Annotated in this window: 16 protein-coding genes; 7 read left to right on the plus strand and 9 right to left on the minus strand. The window is 63.3% G+C overall.

The window, feature by feature from the left end; translation table 11 throughout:
- Positions 1-62 precede the first annotated feature (62 nt).
- The gene (locus tag AC0L20_RS13115; RefSeq protein ID WP_027516815.1) at positions 63-281 is read left to right on the plus strand and encodes a hypothetical protein; all 219 of its coding nucleotides are present in this window, start codon (positions 63-65) and stop codon (positions 279-281) included.
- Between the two features lie 243 nt (positions 282-524).
- Here the strand turns inward: AC0L20_RS13115 and AC0L20_RS13120 are convergent, their stop codons facing one another.
- Complete coding sequence (locus tag AC0L20_RS13120; RefSeq protein ID WP_473288859.1) at positions 525-1,403, minus strand: SDR family oxidoreductase; 879 nt, start codon at positions 1,401-1,403, stop codon at positions 525-527.
- A gap of 124 nt (positions 1,404-1,527) precedes the next feature.
- On the opposite strand from AC0L20_RS13120, the gene AC0L20_RS13125 reads away from it, so the two are divergent.
- Complete coding sequence (locus AC0L20_RS13125; RefSeq protein WP_473288860.1) at positions 1,528-2,151, plus strand: TetR/AcrR family transcriptional regulator; 624 nt, start codon at positions 1,528-1,530, stop codon at positions 2,149-2,151.
- Between the two features lie 127 nt (positions 2,152-2,278).
- On the opposite strand, the gene AC0L20_RS13130 is transcribed toward AC0L20_RS13125, so the two are convergent.
- The 4 genes from AC0L20_RS13130 to AC0L20_RS13145 all read right to left on the minus strand — a co-directional run bounded on the left by AC0L20_RS13130 (position 2,279) and on the right by AC0L20_RS13145 (position 5,957).
- The gene (locus AC0L20_RS13130; protein ID WP_473288861.1) at positions 2,279-2,428 is read right to left on the minus strand and encodes a hypothetical protein; all 150 of its coding nucleotides are present in this window, start codon (positions 2,426-2,428) and stop codon (positions 2,279-2,281) included.
- A gap of 469 nt (positions 2,429-2,897) precedes the next feature.
- The gene (locus AC0L20_RS13135; protein ID WP_473288862.1) at positions 2,898-3,302 is read right to left on the minus strand and encodes a YccF domain-containing protein; all 405 of its coding nucleotides are present in this window, start codon (positions 3,300-3,302) and stop codon (positions 2,898-2,900) included.
- 171 nt (positions 3,303-3,473) lie between these two features.
- On the minus strand, positions 3,474-5,018 hold the full coding sequence (locus AC0L20_RS13140; protein ID WP_473288863.1) for an acyl-CoA synthetase: 1,545 nt from the start codon (positions 5,016-5,018) through the stop codon (positions 3,474-3,476).
- Between the two features lie 129 nt (positions 5,019-5,147).
- Positions 5,148-5,957, minus strand: coding sequence for a crotonase/enoyl-CoA hydratase family protein (locus tag AC0L20_RS13145; protein WP_473288864.1), 810 nt, complete (start codon positions 5,955-5,957; stop codon positions 5,148-5,150).
- A gap of 116 nt (positions 5,958-6,073) precedes the next feature.
- Here AC0L20_RS13145 and AC0L20_RS13150 point away from each other — a divergent pair, with 116 nt between their 5' ends.
- Both AC0L20_RS13150 and AC0L20_RS13155 read left to right on the plus strand, forming a co-directional pair.
- Positions 6,074-6,946 (plus strand): SDR family oxidoreductase, encoded by an 873-nt coding sequence (locus AC0L20_RS13150; RefSeq protein ID WP_456765262.1) that lies wholly within the window; start codon positions 6,074-6,076, stop codon positions 6,944-6,946.
- Between the two features lie 228 nt (positions 6,947-7,174).
- Complete coding sequence (locus AC0L20_RS13155) at positions 7,175-8,755, plus strand: fatty acid--CoA ligase (protein ID WP_473288865.1); 1,581 nt, start codon at positions 7,175-7,177, stop codon at positions 8,753-8,755.
- A gap of 164 nt (positions 8,756-8,919) precedes the next feature.
- Here AC0L20_RS13155 and AC0L20_RS13160 read toward each other — a convergent pair whose 3' ends face one another.
- Positions 8,920-10,194: an acyl-CoA dehydrogenase family protein gene (locus AC0L20_RS13160; protein ID WP_473288866.1), complete on the minus strand. Its 1,275-nt coding sequence runs from the start codon at positions 10,192-10,194 to the stop codon at positions 8,920-8,922.
- Positions 10,195-10,403: 209 nt separating this feature from the next.
- On the opposite strand from AC0L20_RS13160, the gene AC0L20_RS13165 reads away from it, so the two are divergent.
- Positions 10,404-11,183, plus strand: coding sequence for an enoyl-CoA hydratase-related protein (locus AC0L20_RS13165; protein WP_473288867.1), 780 nt, complete (start codon positions 10,404-10,406; stop codon positions 11,181-11,183).
- A 112-nt stretch (positions 11,184-11,295) separates the two neighbouring features.
- Here the strand turns inward: AC0L20_RS13165 and AC0L20_RS13170 are convergent, their stop codons facing one another.
- The 3 genes from AC0L20_RS13170 to AC0L20_RS13180 are packed head-to-tail and all read right to left on the minus strand — an operon-like array spanning position 11,296 to position 13,447.
- Positions 11,296-11,673, minus strand: coding sequence for a DUF6285 domain-containing protein (locus tag AC0L20_RS13170; RefSeq protein WP_473288868.1), 378 nt, complete (start codon positions 11,671-11,673; stop codon positions 11,296-11,298).
- Between the two features lie 2 nt (positions 11,674-11,675).
- Entirely contained in the window at positions 11,676-12,662 is a 987-nt protein-coding gene (locus tag AC0L20_RS13175; protein ID WP_473288869.1) for a phosphotransferase family protein, read from the minus strand.
- Entirely contained in the window at positions 12,659-13,447 is a 789-nt protein-coding gene (locus AC0L20_RS13180; RefSeq protein ID WP_473288870.1) for an enoyl-CoA hydratase/isomerase, read from the minus strand. The genes AC0L20_RS13175 and AC0L20_RS13180 overlap by 4 nt, the downstream gene beginning before the upstream one ends.
- A 166-nt stretch (positions 13,448-13,613) precedes the next feature.
- On the opposite strand from AC0L20_RS13180, the gene AC0L20_RS13185 reads away from it, so the two are divergent.
- Together AC0L20_RS13185 and AC0L20_RS13190 are read left to right on the plus strand one after the other, a co-directional pair.
- Positions 13,614-14,393 carry an SDR family NAD(P)-dependent oxidoreductase gene (locus AC0L20_RS13185; RefSeq protein WP_456765269.1) on the plus strand — a complete coding sequence of 260 codons (780 nt, stop codon included), beginning with the start codon at positions 13,614-13,616 and terminating at the stop codon, positions 14,391-14,393.
- Positions 14,394-14,501: 108 nt separating this feature from the next.
- Positions 14,502-14,882: a VOC family protein gene (locus AC0L20_RS13190; protein ID WP_456765270.1), complete on the plus strand. Its 381-nt coding sequence runs from the start codon at positions 14,502-14,504 to the stop codon at positions 14,880-14,882.
- Positions 14,883-15,029 lie beyond the last annotated feature (147 nt).

The raw sequence follows: 15,029 nt of genomic DNA on the forward strand, positions 1-15,029 counted from the left end.
ATTTCCAAGCGGCCCGTCCCCCACGGATTTGCTTGAATCGCGCATTTTGATAAGCACTCAGCATGGGAACGCTGACAGTCGAGAACCGAACTGTGAAATATCGATGGGCGAGCGATGTCGACTTTGACGGCATTCGTATGGAAATCCTTTCGGACGACGGGGGTGTGCTCTTTGATGTTAGCGTGCCCGATGACGGTCCAATCACCATCAACACGTTCGGCAAGGAAGTTGCAGCATCTCTGATCGATACAGCAATCCAAGTCGCGCGTCGTTCAAGGTAGAACGTTCTCGCATGCGCTCTACCCGTCCTACGAGCTGAGCAAGCGCCTCGTCCTTCGAGACGACCGCTTCGCGGTCTCCTCAGGATGAGGCTGAGCCACGTCGGGTTTCGTTGAAATTGCAGCGCGTAGGGTGGGTTGAGCCGTTACGAAACCCATCATGCCCCGTCATCGGCGGACGGATTGATGAGTTTCGCTCACGCTCTATCCTTCCTACGAACTGACAGTGTGCTTATCGCCTTCCCGTCAAATCATGCTCGCCATGCCGAGCGCGCGAAGGAGATCGTTCTGGATCGGGGCGACGGCCTCGTTCAGGCGCTCGACGCCGAAATCCATGCCTTCGGGCATCACGACCGTCCGCAGAGGCCGCCGTTCCGTGGCCTCGACCAGCTGCGCGATTGCATTCGCGACGCGCTGGGGCTGTGGCGGATTCTGCGGATCGTTTCCATCGTTGGAGTGCTGCTTGATCTGACCTGGGATCGCGGCAACACCGCCATAGGTTTTCAGCACGGCCTGGTCGGATGCTTCCGGGCTGGACGGAAGAAGGTTGCTCGGGAACGGGCCTGGCTGGACGATGACCGAATCGACGCCGAAGCTCGAAAGCTCGTAGCGATAGGCTTCCGCAAGCGCTTCGAGCGCGAACTTGCTGGCGGAATAGACACCGAAGAACGGGAAGACCACCCGACCCATGAGCGACGTGACATGGACGAGGACGCCGCTGCCGGCGGCCCGCATGTGCGGCAGAACGGCACGATCGGTGCGAACGGCGCCGAAGAAGTTCACGGCGAACTGCGCTTCGATATCCTTGACGGTATAGGCTTCCGTGACGCCGACGGGCATCATTCCGGCGTTGTTGACCAGGGCATCGACCCTGCCGTGCTGCCGGATGACATCCGCGGTCGCGGCGTTGACGGATTGTTCGTCGGCGACGTCCATCTCGAGGACCTGGAGCGCACGCCCTTCAGCCTTTGCCACTTCGACAAGCACGTCGCGAACACGGCTATTTCTTCCTGCGACATCGCGCATGGTAGCAACCACCGTGTGCCCCCGCCTTGCGAGTTCCAAGGCGGTGAGTTTTCCAAAACCACTGCTCGCACCCGTCACAACCACAACTTTTCCGCTCATCTCATGATCTTTCTCTGAAATCCAAGGGACGACGGGTGTATAGACAGACCTGTATGTCTTTGCAATCTCTAAGTTGACAGAATAGTCTGTCCAGTGACGCAAACGGCTGGGTTAAGGACGATCGATGGGCACGGTGCTTGATTTCGTGGACGTGGATATTCAACCGCTCGATGCGCTCGCCCCGCGCGAGCGCATTTTGAAGACGGCGTCCGACCTGTTTTACCGGTTCAGCATCAACTCTGTCGGAATCGACCGGATCATCGCCGAAAGCGGCGTGGCCAAGATGACGTTCTACAAGCACTTTCCCTCGAAGGCCGACCTCATCGCCACCTACCTGCGCTACAAGAGCGCCGTTTGGTTTCAGATGCTTTCGACCTCCACCGAGCGAGCCGGTCTCACGCCAGTGGAGCGCGTTCTCGCTGTTTTCGATGCACTCGAACAACCGCTCCTTGCGCCTTCGTTCCGCGGCTGTCCGTTCGCGAAAGGCATGGCCGAATTCGGCCCGGAGGCAAACTCGCCGGGCGTAGAGGCGACCATCGCAGCGTATTTTTTGAAGTTGCACGACTTCGTTGCGTTACTCATTGAGCCCTTGTCATTGAGCAAACCCGAAAGGGCCGTGATCCAGATCCTGTCGCTGTTCGAAGGCTCGCTCGTGATCGCACAGTCAACGCGTGATCCCGCCATCGTCGAGGCTAACCGCGAGGCAGCCAGAGTGTTGTTGGAACAAGGGATCGCATCGTCGTCTTAATCTGGAGCCCTTGCGAAACCCATCATGCTTCGACATCGGCAAACGGACTGATGGGTTTCGCTGACGCTCTACCCATCCTGCGAGCTTAGTTGGTGATCAAGCTCCCGGATGTGCTTCGCGGTCCGAATTAAACGTGATCACCAACTCCGATCTCGGGACAAAACTGACGCTTACCAGTGGTGATGGTGCCGCCAGCCATAATGATGGCCTCGGCCTCTGCCCCAGCCGTAATGATGACCACGGCCGCCGCGATGACCCCACCCGTGGCCACCGCCATGTCCGTGGCCGCCCTTGACCTCGATGGTGTCAGTCTGAGACGCGCCCAGTGCGCCCGGCTTGGCAACAGGCATCGCCGAAACAGAAGGTGAGGGTATCAAAGCAACGGCTCCCGCCACAACGCCGACCAAGCAAAGCCACTTCATGCAATCGCCTCCCGATAAGAATGAGATCAAGGGCCAGCCAGTCGCGGCACATTGCGGCCGCGTCCGCCCCCGTTCTTCAACAATGAGGTCGGGAAAAAGTTGCAATGAAATTTGACGCATTGCGGTTTCGCTGGCGCTCTACCCATCCCACGGCCCGAGCAAGCGCCTCGTCCTTCGAGACGACCGCTTCGCGGTCTCCTCAGGATGAGGCTGAACTGCGTCGGGATTAGTTGCAGGTGCAGCCACCCGTTCCGCCCTCATCCTGAGGGCCCGCCAGCGGCGGGCGTCTCGAAGGATGTGCCGCGGGGACGCTTACGAACTCCCCTAAGCCGGCACGATCACCTTGCCGATCGGCCAGAGCGCGATACCGGCGAGCTTGAGGTGGGCCCAGGCGAAGGGGATGCCGATGATGGTGATCGCGAGGGCCAGGGCGGTGAGCAGATGGCCGAGCGCCAGCCACCAGCCGGCCAGCACGAACCAGATGATGTTGCCGATCACCCCGAGCGGGCCGGTGCCGATATCGCTCATGCCGGTGACCTCATAGCGGCTGACCGCCCGCGAGCCGAACGGCATCAGCGTGTAGACCGCGATGTTGAACGCCGCCCGCGCCCAGGGCAGGCCGATGATCGTGACCGCCATGATGACCGCGGCGACCAGCCAGCCGAGCGCCATCCAGGCGCCGCCGATGAGGATCCAGAGCAGGTTGAGCAGGATGGAAACGGGAGCCATGGGATGATCCAGAGGTCGATGATCCCGTCTATATAGCACGATGAGCGAGGTTGCGGTCCATGAAGCCGCTCACGTATTCGCGGGCTCGTGTAGCCCGGATGAGCGAAGCGACATCCGGGTCTTATTATCCCAGGTATCGCTTCGCTCACCCGGGCTACGCACTACGCACCGTCAGATCTTCCGCCCCGCCTGCTCCCAATAGGGATCGCGCAGGCGGCGCTTGAAGATCTTGCCGGAATCTTCGCGCGGCAGCCCGGCGCGGATCTCGATGTGCTTTGGGACCTTGTAGTCGGCGAGCGAGGTCTTCAGCCGCGCGCGGATATCGCCGGCGTCGAGCGCGATGCCCGGCTGCGGCTCGACCACGGCCATCAGCGCCTCACCGAACTCGGCATCGGGGATGCCGAACACCGCGCAATCATGCACGCCGGGGACGGCATGCAGCACCGATTCGATCTCGGCCGGATAGATGTTGACGCCGCCCGAGATCACCATGTCGCGCTTGCGGTCGCAGATGAAGACGTAGCCCTCTTCGTCGATATAGCCGACGTCGCCCGAGGTGATGAAGCCGTCGCGATCGATCTCGGCGCGCTTCTCCGGCTTGTTGTGATAGGTGAAATCGGCCATCCCGACCATGCGCGAGTAGATCTCGCCGATCTCGCCCACGCCCAGCACGCGTCCGTCATCGCCGACGAAGCGCAGCTCGGCGCCGGGCGATATTTTGCCGACGGTGCCGGGCTTCCTCAGCGCGTCCTCGGAGGTCGCGAAGGTGACGGCGCTGGATTCGGTCGAGCCGTAGAATTCGTAGATCACCGGCCCCCACCATTCGATCATGGCGCGCTTGACGTCCGCCGGACAGGGTGCTGCGGCATGGATGATATGGCGCAGCGAGGAGACGTCATATCGCTTGCGCACGTTCTCCGGCAGCTTCATCAGGCGGATGAACATGGTCGGCACCATGAAGATGGTGTCGATCTTGTAGCGCTCGATCAGCTCGAGAAATTCCTCGGGCTCGAAGCGGGGCATCAGCACCAGTGCGCCGCCGAGTTTTCCGGCGCGGATGCCGAACGAGTTCGGCGCGGAGTGATAGAGCGGACCCGGCAGGATCGTGCGGGCGCCGGGCTTCAGCCCGTAGATCATCGCGCGCATGCGCTCGCCGGCAGCCGCCTGTTCCGGCGTCGGCGCATTGCGCCGTACGCCCTTGGGATGGCCTGTCGTGCCCGAGGTGTAGATCATGTTCATGGGCTGCGGCACGATCGGACCGTCATAGGGCTGGTGCTGCGCAAGCCAGGATTCGAAATCGATCGCGAAATCCGGCGTCTTCAGATGATCGGGATCGATCTTGTAGCTGGACAGGATCTCCGGCGGCGTCGGCACGCTGAGCACGGTGACGCCTTTCGGGATCGCATCGCGCAAGGCATGCAGCATGTCGGCATGCCCGATCAGCACGGATGTGCCGGTGTCGTTCAGGATGTAATTGATCTCCTCCGGCTTGAAGTGCCAGTTGATCGGCACGCCATAGGCGCCCAGCCGCATCGCGGCGTAAGCGGCTTCGATGAAGGCGATGTCGTTGCGCATCAGCATGCAGACGCAATCGCCCTGCCTGACGCCGATCTGGCTGAGACCGCTCGCGATGCGGTCGGCGCGATCAGCGACCTCGGCATGGGAGCGGCTGCGCTCGCCGGAGACGACGCCGAGGAAATTTGACGTTTCGCTCATTGTTGTTTTTCTTTGTTCTTCGAAGTTGCCCCTCATGGTGAGGCGGCGTGCAGCGCCATCTCGAACCATGAGAGCCCGTGGCCCATCCCTCGAGACGCCGCTTCGCGGCTCCTCGGGATGAGGTCTGAGTCAGTCCGCAAACCTCGGCGCGCGCTTCTCCAGATTGGCACGCACCGCCTCTGTCTGGTTCGCGCTGCCGATCAGCTTCTGCTGCTCGACGGACTCGGCGAGCAGCGCCGGGCCCGGATCGACCGAGAGATTGTTGAGCATGCGTTTCGCGGCGCGGATCGCATCGGGGCTTTTTCCCGCGATCTCGCGCGCGACTTCGAGGGCGCTCGCGTGCGGGTCGTCGCAGATGCGCGTGGCGAGACCGTAAGCCATCGCCTCCTGCGCCGAGAAGATGCGGCCGGTGTAGGTGAGATCGCGCAAGACGTCGTCGCGCACGAGCGAGGCCAGGATCGGCGTGCCCGCCATGTCGGGCACCAGACCCCATTTGATTTCCATCACCGACATCCGCGCATCGGGCGTGAGGAAGCGCATGTCGGCGCCGAGCGCGAGCTGGAAGCCGCCGCCGAAGGCGACGCCCTGGATCGCGGCGATCACCGGCACGGGAAGCTGTCGCCAGCCCCACACCGCTTGTTGCGCAAAATTTGCCTGGCCGTGCGTGCGTTTGGTGAGGTCGCGATTTTCGCCACCCGGAATTCCGTTGCCGCCCTTCTCCTTCATGGCGGCAAAACGCCCCATGTCGAGACCGGCGCAGAAGGCGCGGCCCTCGCCGGACAGCACCACGACGCGCACGCCTTTTTCCTTCGAAAGCCGATCCGTTGCGGCAACAAGCGCCTCGAACATGGCCTGATCCAGCGCATTCATCTTGTCCGCGCGCACCAGCCGAACATCGGCGACGCCTTCCGAGATCGAGATCGAGACGCGCTCTTCCATGGATGAATTCTCCCCTGGTTCCCTGCTGTTCTTGTTCGGTGCCGCTTTACAGGACGACGGCGTCCGGATTTAGTCAATTGATCAATTAACCGACAATCGCGACAGGGGAAACAGCCATGTTCAAGGAAAATCTTCTGGCGGGACGACGCATCCTCGTGACCGGCGGCGGCACCGGGCTCGGCAAGTCGATGGCGGCGCGCTTTCTGCAGCTCGGAGCGGAGGTGCACATCTGCGGCCGGCGCAAGATCGTCTGCGACGAAACCGCGACCGAGCTGATGGCCGAGTATGGCGGCCGCGTGACCAGCCACGGCGTCGATATCCGCAACGCGCTCGCGGTCGAGGAGATGATCGAGACCATCTTTCGCGACGGCCCCCTCACCGACCTCATCAACAACGCCGCCGGGAATTTCATCTCGCGCAGCGAGGAGCTGTCGCCGCGCGGCTTCGACGCGGTCGCCAACATCGTCATGCACGGTACGTTCTACGTGACGCAGGCGGTCGGCAAGCGCTGGATCGCGTTGAAGCAGCCCGGCAACGTCGTCTCGATCACCACGACCTGGGTGCGCAACGGCTCGCCTTACGTGGTGCCGTCGGCGATGAGCAAGTCGGCGATCCATGCCATGACGATGTCGCTCGCCACCGAGTGGGGCCGCTACGGCATCCGGCTGAACACGATCGCGCCGGGCGAGATCCCGACCGAGGGCATGAGCAAGCGCATCAAGCCCGGTGACGAAGCCGGCGCGCGCACCAAGGCGATGAACCCGATGGGCCGCGTCGGCACCATGGAGGAATTGCAGAACGTCGCGGTGTTCCTGATCTCCGGCGGCTGCGACTGGATCTCCGGCGAGACCATCGCCATGGACGGCGCGCAGGCGCTCGCCATGGGCGGCAATTTCTACCAGCTCCGCGACTGGAGCGACGACGACTGGAAAACCGCGCGCGAGAGCATCATGGCGCAGAACGAAAAGGATCGGGCGAAGCGGGGGTGAGGCTCTCTCCGTAGTCGTCCTGGCGAAAGCCAGGACCCATTACCACCGAATGTTTTTTGGCGAAGATTGGTCATGGCCAGTCTTCGCCAAATTGCGTTTTGTGGCTATGGGTCCTGGCTTTCGCCAGGACGACTGCGTTGAAGCCATGGCGTACCTTCCCCCGTCTTGTCATCGCCCGCGGATGACGCCACACTCCGCACCATAAAAACAAGACGTCACGGGAGAGACATGTCCACCACACAGCCATTGGCCAATCTCGCCGACATGGTGCGCGAGCGCGCGACGAGCCGCGGTGACGCCATCGCCTTCGAGTTCGAGGGGCGCGCCACCAGCTTTGCCGAATTCGACGTCAAGACGAATAAAGTGGCCAATGCGCTGATCGCAATGGGTGTGAACAAGGGCGAGCGCATCGCCTACCTCGGCAAGAACAGCGATGTCTATTTCGAGCTGCTGATGGGCGCCATGAAGGCCGGCGTGGTGATGGCGCCGGTGAACTGGCGGCTCGCGGGGCCCGAGGTCGCCTTCATCGTGAGCGACTGCAACGCGCCGGTGCTGTTCGTGGGACCTGAGTTCATCACCCAGGTCCGCCAGATCAAGGAGCAGTTGCCGGGCGTGCGCAGCGTCATCACCACCGAAGGCGGCGCGCCGGAATGGCCTGACTTTGCGGCGTGGCGCGATGCACAGAGTGGCGACGATCCCAAGGTGCCGATCGCGACTCGAGATATCGCGATCCAGCTCTACACGTCGGGTACGACGGGCAAGCCGAAGGGCGCGATGCTGTCGCATGCGAACTTCCTCAACCTCGTGCAGACCGGCAATGCCGAGGACAAGCCCGAGTGGAACCGGTGGTCGACCGACGATGTGTCGCTGGTCGCGATGCCGATCTTCCACATCGGCGGCTCCGGCTGGGGCGTGATGGGACTCTACCACGGCGCCCGCGGCGTGATCGCGCGCGAGTTCGATCCGACCAAGGTGCTGGATTTCTTCGAGCTATCAGGCATCACAAAGCTGTTCATGGTGCCCGCCGCGATGCAGTTCGTCGTGCGGCAGCCGCGAGCCAAGACGGTGGACTTCTCGCGATTGAAGTACATGCTGTACGGCGCCTCGCCGATCCCAGCGGCGCTGCTGAAGGAATGCATCGAGATCTTCAAATGCGGTTTTGTGCAGATGTACGGCATGACGGAGACGACAGGCACGATCGTCGCGTTGCCGCCGGAAGATCATGTCGAGGGGCTGGAGCGGATGCGCTCGGCCGGCAAGGCGCTGCCGGGCGTCGAGATCGCGATCCTCGATGTCGACGGCAAGCCGCTGCCGCCGCGCGAGGTCGGTGAGATCGCGACGCGCTCGGGCTCCAACATGGCCGGCTACTGGAACCTGCCGGAAGCGACCGCCGCGACGCTGCGCGGCGACGGCTGGCTGCGCACGGGTGATGCCGGCTACATGGACGAAGACGGCTATCTCTACATCCACGACCGCATCAAGGACATGATCATCTCTGGCGGCGAGAACATCTACCCGGCCGAGGTCGAGAGCGCGCTGTACGATCATCCCGACGTCGCGGAAGCTGCCGTGATCGGCATCCCCGACGACAAATGGGGCGAGGCGGTGAAGGCCGTCGTGGTGATGAAGCCCGGCAAGCAGGCGACCGCCACCGACATCATCAACTTCACCCGCGAGCGCATCGCGGGATTCAAAACGCCGAAGAGCGTGGAGTTCCTACCTGCGCTGCCGCGCAATCCGTCAGGCAAGATTTTGCGGCGGCAGTTGCGCGAGCCGTACTGGGCGGGGAAGGATAGAAGGGTGAATTAGGCCCGCTATATCCACATCGTCGTCCCGGCGAAGGCCGGGACCCATAACCACCGAACGCAGTTTGGCGAAGGCTCACGATTACCGGCTCACCCCAAACCCCTCCCTGGCTTATGGGTCCCGGCCTTCGCCGGGACGACTCCGGGGGAGAGACCTCGCGATAACTGCTAATGCTTCCCCGGCCCCATATAGCCGAACAAAAATCCCGCCACCTTGCGGATCTGGATCTCCTCGCTGCCCTCGGTGATGCGGTAGCGGCGGTGGTGGCGGTAGATGTGCTCGAACGGCTTGTGGCGTGAGTAGCCCATGCCGCCGTGGACCTGCATCGCGCGGTCGGCGGATTCGCAACACAGGCGGTTTGCCCAATAGTTGCACATCGAGACGCGGTCGGAGAGCGTGCGCTCGATCTGCTCCTCGGTGAGCTTGTCCATCTCCCAGGCGGTCTTGCGGATCAACAGGCGCAGCATCTCGGCCTGGGTCGCCAGCTCGACCAGCGGGAACTGGATCGCCTGGTTCTCGGCCAGCGCCTTGCCGAACGGTTTTCGCTCGCGCGCATACTTCACGCTCTCGTTGATGCAGTAGACCGCTGCCCCCAACGAACTCGCCGCCTGCCGAATGCGGTTCTGATGGACAAAACATTGCGCCAGCGACAGGCCGCGGCCGACCTCGCCGAACAGCGCGTCCTCGGGAACGAACACGTCGGTGAAGCTGACGCGGGGATGATCGGTCGGCATGTTGAAGGTCCACATATACTCTTCGATCTTGACGCCGTTGCTCTTGGCCGGGACCAGGAAGCAGGTGATGCCGCGCGCGTCGCCGTCATTGCCGCCAGTGCGCGCGAACAGCGCGCAATGCGTGGCGACGTGCATGCCGGTGGTCCACATCTTCTCGCCGTTGATGATCCAGCCCTTGACGTTGTCGCGGGTCGCCGGCACCGCGCGCGTTTCCATGTGGGTGGCGTCAGAACCGTGGTTTGGCTCGGTCAGGCCGAAGGTGATGCGGTACTTGCCCTTGATCGAGCCGTCGATCATCGCCTTCTGGTCGTCGCGGCCGTAGCGATCCAGCATGGTGGCGACGGGAAAGTTGCCGACGATGGAGTGCTCGTTCTGGAGATCGTTGTGCAGACCGAGCCCCTTGGCGGCAAAGTGCTCGCGGATCACCGCCATCCAGAGGTTGGAGCCATCCTTACCGCCATATTGCTTCGGCACCGCAAAGCGCAAATGACCGGCGGCATCGGCAAGATCCTTCGCCTTGCGCAGCAGCGCTTCCCATTCGTGCCGCGGCAGCCCGCCATTTTCGAAATCGGTGCGGGCCCATTCGCGACGATGATCGAAGAAGCGGATATTATCATCGGCCTCTTCCAGCGGCTTGACCTCGCGTTCGATGAAACGGTCGAGCTCCGCGAGATAGGCGACGAGATCGGCAGGCAATGAGAAATCCACGGCTCTCTCCCGGGTGTTTTTTCGTTTTGTGTTAAGGCGCTGGGCGCAGCTTTGCTTCGCACGATTAAGGTGAGAAGAGCGCGCGCAAGTCAAGCAATGGGAGGCGTGCCGAATGCGCAAGGCGCATTGCGCAATTCGATGGTGCCCTAGCGCGGAGGCGCGGTAGTATTCCGGCAATATTCCTTCACGAGAAACTGCGGGAGCGCGCGATGGAGCTGGAATTTTCCAAGGTGGAACGTAAGGGGCCGATCACGATCGTGACGCTGTCGCGGCCCGAGGTCTACAACGCGCTGCACACCGACGCGCATTTCGAGCTGCAAAAGGTATTTGACGATTTCTCCGCCGATCCCGAGCAGTGGATCGCGATCGTCACGGGTAGCGGCGACAAGGCGTTCTGCGCCGGCAACGATCTGAAATGGCAGGCGGCCGGCGGCAAGCGCGGCTGGGACAAGGGCGGCTTTGCCGGCCTCACCGCGCGCTTCGACTGCGACAAGCCGATCATCGCCGCGGTCAACGGCGTCGCCATGGGCGGCGGTTTCGAGATTGCGCTCGCCTGCGACCTCATCATTGCCTCGGAGAACGCGACCTTCGCGCTGCCCGAGCCGCGCGTGGGGCTGGCCGCACTCGCCGGCGGCCTGCACCGGCTGCCGCGGCAGATCGGGTTGAAGCGCGCCATGGGCATGATCCTGACCGCGCGCCATGTCAGCGCCAAGGAGGGCCTCGAACTCGGCTTCGTCAACGAGGTGGTGCCGCAGGGCGAGGCGCTCACGGCCGCGATGCGCTGGGCCGAGATGATCACCAAGAATTCGCCGATGTCGATCCGCGGCTCGAAGCAGGCGATCCAGAAGGGCCTCGGCGTGTCGCTGGAGCAGGCGATCGAGGAGCAGCGGGAGTATCCGGCGGTGAAGGCGATGGCGGCCTCGCAGGACTACATCGAGGGACCGAAGGCGTTTGCGGAGAAGCGGCCGCCGAAATGGGTGGGGAAGTAGGGCGGTCTCTCTCCTCGTCATTGCGAGCGCAGCGAAGCAATCCAGACTGTCTCCGCGGAACGACTCTGGATTGCTTCGCTGCGCTCGCAATGACGGAGGATGGGGCTGCGCCCTACCCGTCTCTTGAAAGCTCGCGCTTGTACGATGCATAATTCGGCTGGTCGACTGCAAGCTTGTCCATCGTCGTCTGCCACAGATGCTCGGCAAGGCCCGGCGTTGCCAGATCGACCTCGCCTTTGGCGATTCGCTCGGCGAGTGCGCGGTTCAGGTCGGTGACCGAACCGTCCATGCCGAGCAACCCTCGCAGCCGCTCCACCTCTTTCGCCTCGCCCCCCTCGTCCCGCGTCAACTGCCGTGTGACGAGATCGAGGATGTTGATGGCGACGCGCAGCTTGAAGGCCTGGTGGCCGGAGATCAGCGGCGTGATGTCGTTGCGGAGGAAATCGGCGACTGACTTGGTCAGCTCGATCGGGGTCGGCTCGTCCTGCATGGTCAACTCCCCCGCGGCGCCAGCAGCCGCAACAGATCGATCTCGGTCTCCGAAGCGCGACGGCCGATCATGGCGCGTTCCATCGAATGGTCCGGACTTTCGCGAAAGCGCTGCATCATGCCGCCGCACATGATGCCCCAGCGCAGCGTGCCCATCACTTCCCAGAATTTGACACGCGATGAATCGACCTTGCGCCCAGCCGCCTCATAGCCGGCGAACAGCTCCTCACGCGAGCCAAAGCCGCCGACTGGCTTGTCGATCTCGCCAAAGCGCCAGGAGTTCACGCAGACCCAGCCGAGATCCTCCATGGGATCGCCGAGATGGGCGAGCTCCCAGTCCAGCACCGCGCGCACGCCGTCGGCACCGATGATGAGATTGCCGTTGCGGAAATCGCCATGCACCAGCGTGGTCTCGGCCGACGGGCCCGGATCGTGGTCGCGCAGCCAGCGCAGCGCCAATTCGAACACCGGCTTGGGCCAGTCCAGACTGCGATAGTCGCGCTCGAACTCGGCGATCTCCGCCGTCGCGGACCGGCTGCGCAGCTCGGGCAATTTGTCCCGCGGCAGCCTGTGCAGCTTCGCGAGTACGCCGCCGATCTGCCTTGCGAGAAGCGGCCGCGCCGCCGCGAACTCGTCGTCGCGCAGGATCTTGCGCGCGATGGTTTCGCCCTCGACGCGCTGCATGATGAAGCCGGTACCGAGATCGTCGTCTGGCGTCAGCACATGCATCACGCGCGGCGACGGCACGCCGGCCTCGAATGCGAGCTGCATCAGCTGCGCTTCGGCGGCAAGACCCGCCGCGCGCGTCGGCGCCGCGCCATAGCCTTTCGGCGAGCGGCGCAAGATCGCACCGATCGGCCCGTCGGGATGCACGATGTCGAAGCGCCAGGTCTCCTGGCTGGCGCCGCCGGACAGCTTGGCCGCGCCGGTCACGCCGGTCGCCCCCTCGCACCAGCGCGCAACGCTGCGGGAAAGCTCAGCCTCGATCATTTGCCTTTGAACTGCGCAGGGCGCTTCTCCAGGAACGCGCCGACGCCTTCGCGGAAATCATCCGTGTCGCCGGCACGGAGCTGGCACTGGAATTCGAGATTGAGCTGATCCTCGAAGGAATTCTCCGGGCTGTCCCAGTACAGCTTGCGGATCAGCGACAGCGCGATCGTCGGGCCGCTGGCGAGGTCGCGCGCAAGCTTCATCGCCTCCTCCATCAGCACGCCGTCATCATAGACGCGGTTGACGAGGCCCCATTCCAGCGCCTTCTCGGCGGGAAGTCGCTCGCCCATCAGCGACAATTCGATCGAGCGCGCCTTGCCGATCAGCCGCGGCAAGAGCCAGGTCGAGCCGCAATCCGGCACGAGGCCGATACGGCGGAAGGCTTGCAGGAAATAGGACGAGCGCGCGCATAAAATCATGTCGCCGAGCAACGCGAAGCTCATGCCGGCGCCGGCCGCCGGACCGTTGACCGCAGTCACGATCGGGCAATGCAGATTGCGGATGCGGCGCAGGAAGGGATGAAAGCCGGTCTCGAGCGTCAGGCCGGCCTTGGTCTTCTTCGACTGGTTGTTGCGGCCCTGCAAATTGGCGCCGGTGCAGAACGCCCGCCCCGCGCCCGTCAGCACGACGCAGCGCACCTCGTCCTTCTTCTCCTCGACCGCGTCGAGCGCTTCCGCGAGACCGCCCAGCATGTCCACGGAGACCGCGTTCATCACCTCCTGATGGTCGAGCTTGAGGATCGCGACCGAACCATCGAGATCGAGCGTGACGTGTTTGAACTGCATGGTTTCCTCGTGAGTTGCGGCCTGTGTCAGTTTCGTAGACCGGAATTGCTTTTGCCGGGGCGCATATTTGATTTTTGGCGCGGTCTTGTCCATGGTGATCGGAGCATAGCAAGCAATCTTGCGCGCAGCGGCTGATGCGCGCCAAGCAAAAACAAGGAAACGCGCCATGAACCTTTTCGACCTTTCAGGCCGGGTCGCCGTGATCACCGGCGGCAATGGCGGCATCGGGCTCGGCATCGCACACGCGCTCGCCGGCCAGGGCTGCAATGTCTCGATCTGGGGTCGCAATCCTGACAAGAACAAGGCCGCTGCCGCGAGCCTGGCGGGGTTATCAGGCAAGGTCGACGCGCGGGTCTGCGACGTCACCGACCCGGCCTCGGTCAATGCCGCGATGAAGGCCACGCTCGACACATTCGGCCGGGTCGACGGCTGCTTCGCCAATGCCGGTATCGGCGGCGGCGGCCGTCGCTCCTTCATCGAGCGCACCGAGGACGAATGGCGCACGATGTTTGCGACCAATCTCGACGGCGTGTTCCACGCGTTCCAGGCGGCCGCAAAACACATGACCCAGCGCGCCGAGGCGGGCGATCCCTTCGGCCGGCTGGTGGCGACCTCGAGCCTCGCCTCGATCTTCGGCACCGCGCGCAACGAGCACTATGCCGCGACCAAGGCCGCAATCAACGCGCTGGTCCGCGCGCTCGGCGTCGAGCTGGCGCGCCACGGCGTCACCGCGAATGCGATCCTGCCCGGCTGGATCAAGAGCGACATGACCTCGGGCCTGATGGCCAACGAGAAGTTCGTGGCCAACGTGATGCCGCGCATTCCGGTGCGGCGTTTCGGAGAGGCCAGCGATTTCGGCGGCATCGCGGTATATCTGATGAGCAAGGCGTCGTCGTACCACACCGCGGATACGTTCGTGATCGACGGCGGCTATACGGCGTTTTGAGTCTCGTAGCCCGGATGGAGCGCAGCGCAATTCGGGATTTTCAAAAGTAAGCAAGACTCGGATTACGCTTCGCTCCATCCGGGCTACAAACTCTGAGGGGAATGGGCAATGTTCTCGCACATCATGATCGGCACCAACGACCTCGACAAGGCCAAGGCGTTCTACGACAATTTGCTGTCCACGCTCGAAGTGCGGCCGGCGCGCGTCGATGGCCACCGCATCTTCTACATCACCAAGACCGGCGTGTTCTCAGTGACGAAGCCGATCAACGGCGAAGCGGCGACGCCTGCGAATGGCGGCACCATCGGCTTTGCCGCCAACTCGCCGGAGCAGGTCAATGCATGGCATACGGCCGGCATCGCCGCTGGCGGCGTTCCTTGCGAAGATCCTCCCGGCATTCGCCAGGGCCCGGGCGTCAACCTCTATATTGCCTATTTGCGCGACCTCGACGGCAACAAGATCTGCGCGATGCATCGGATGGCGAACTGAGCCGACACGCACGGTCGTAGCCCGGATGGAGCGCAGCGTAATCCGGGGTTGCGCAACGCTCGCTCTGTCCCGGATTGCGCTGCGCTCCATCCGGGCTACGGCTCCTCAACAGCCCCATTCAAACAACATTTCAAACGCCCTCGCGAT

Source organism: Bradyrhizobium sp. Kon58, assembly GCF_055807455.1.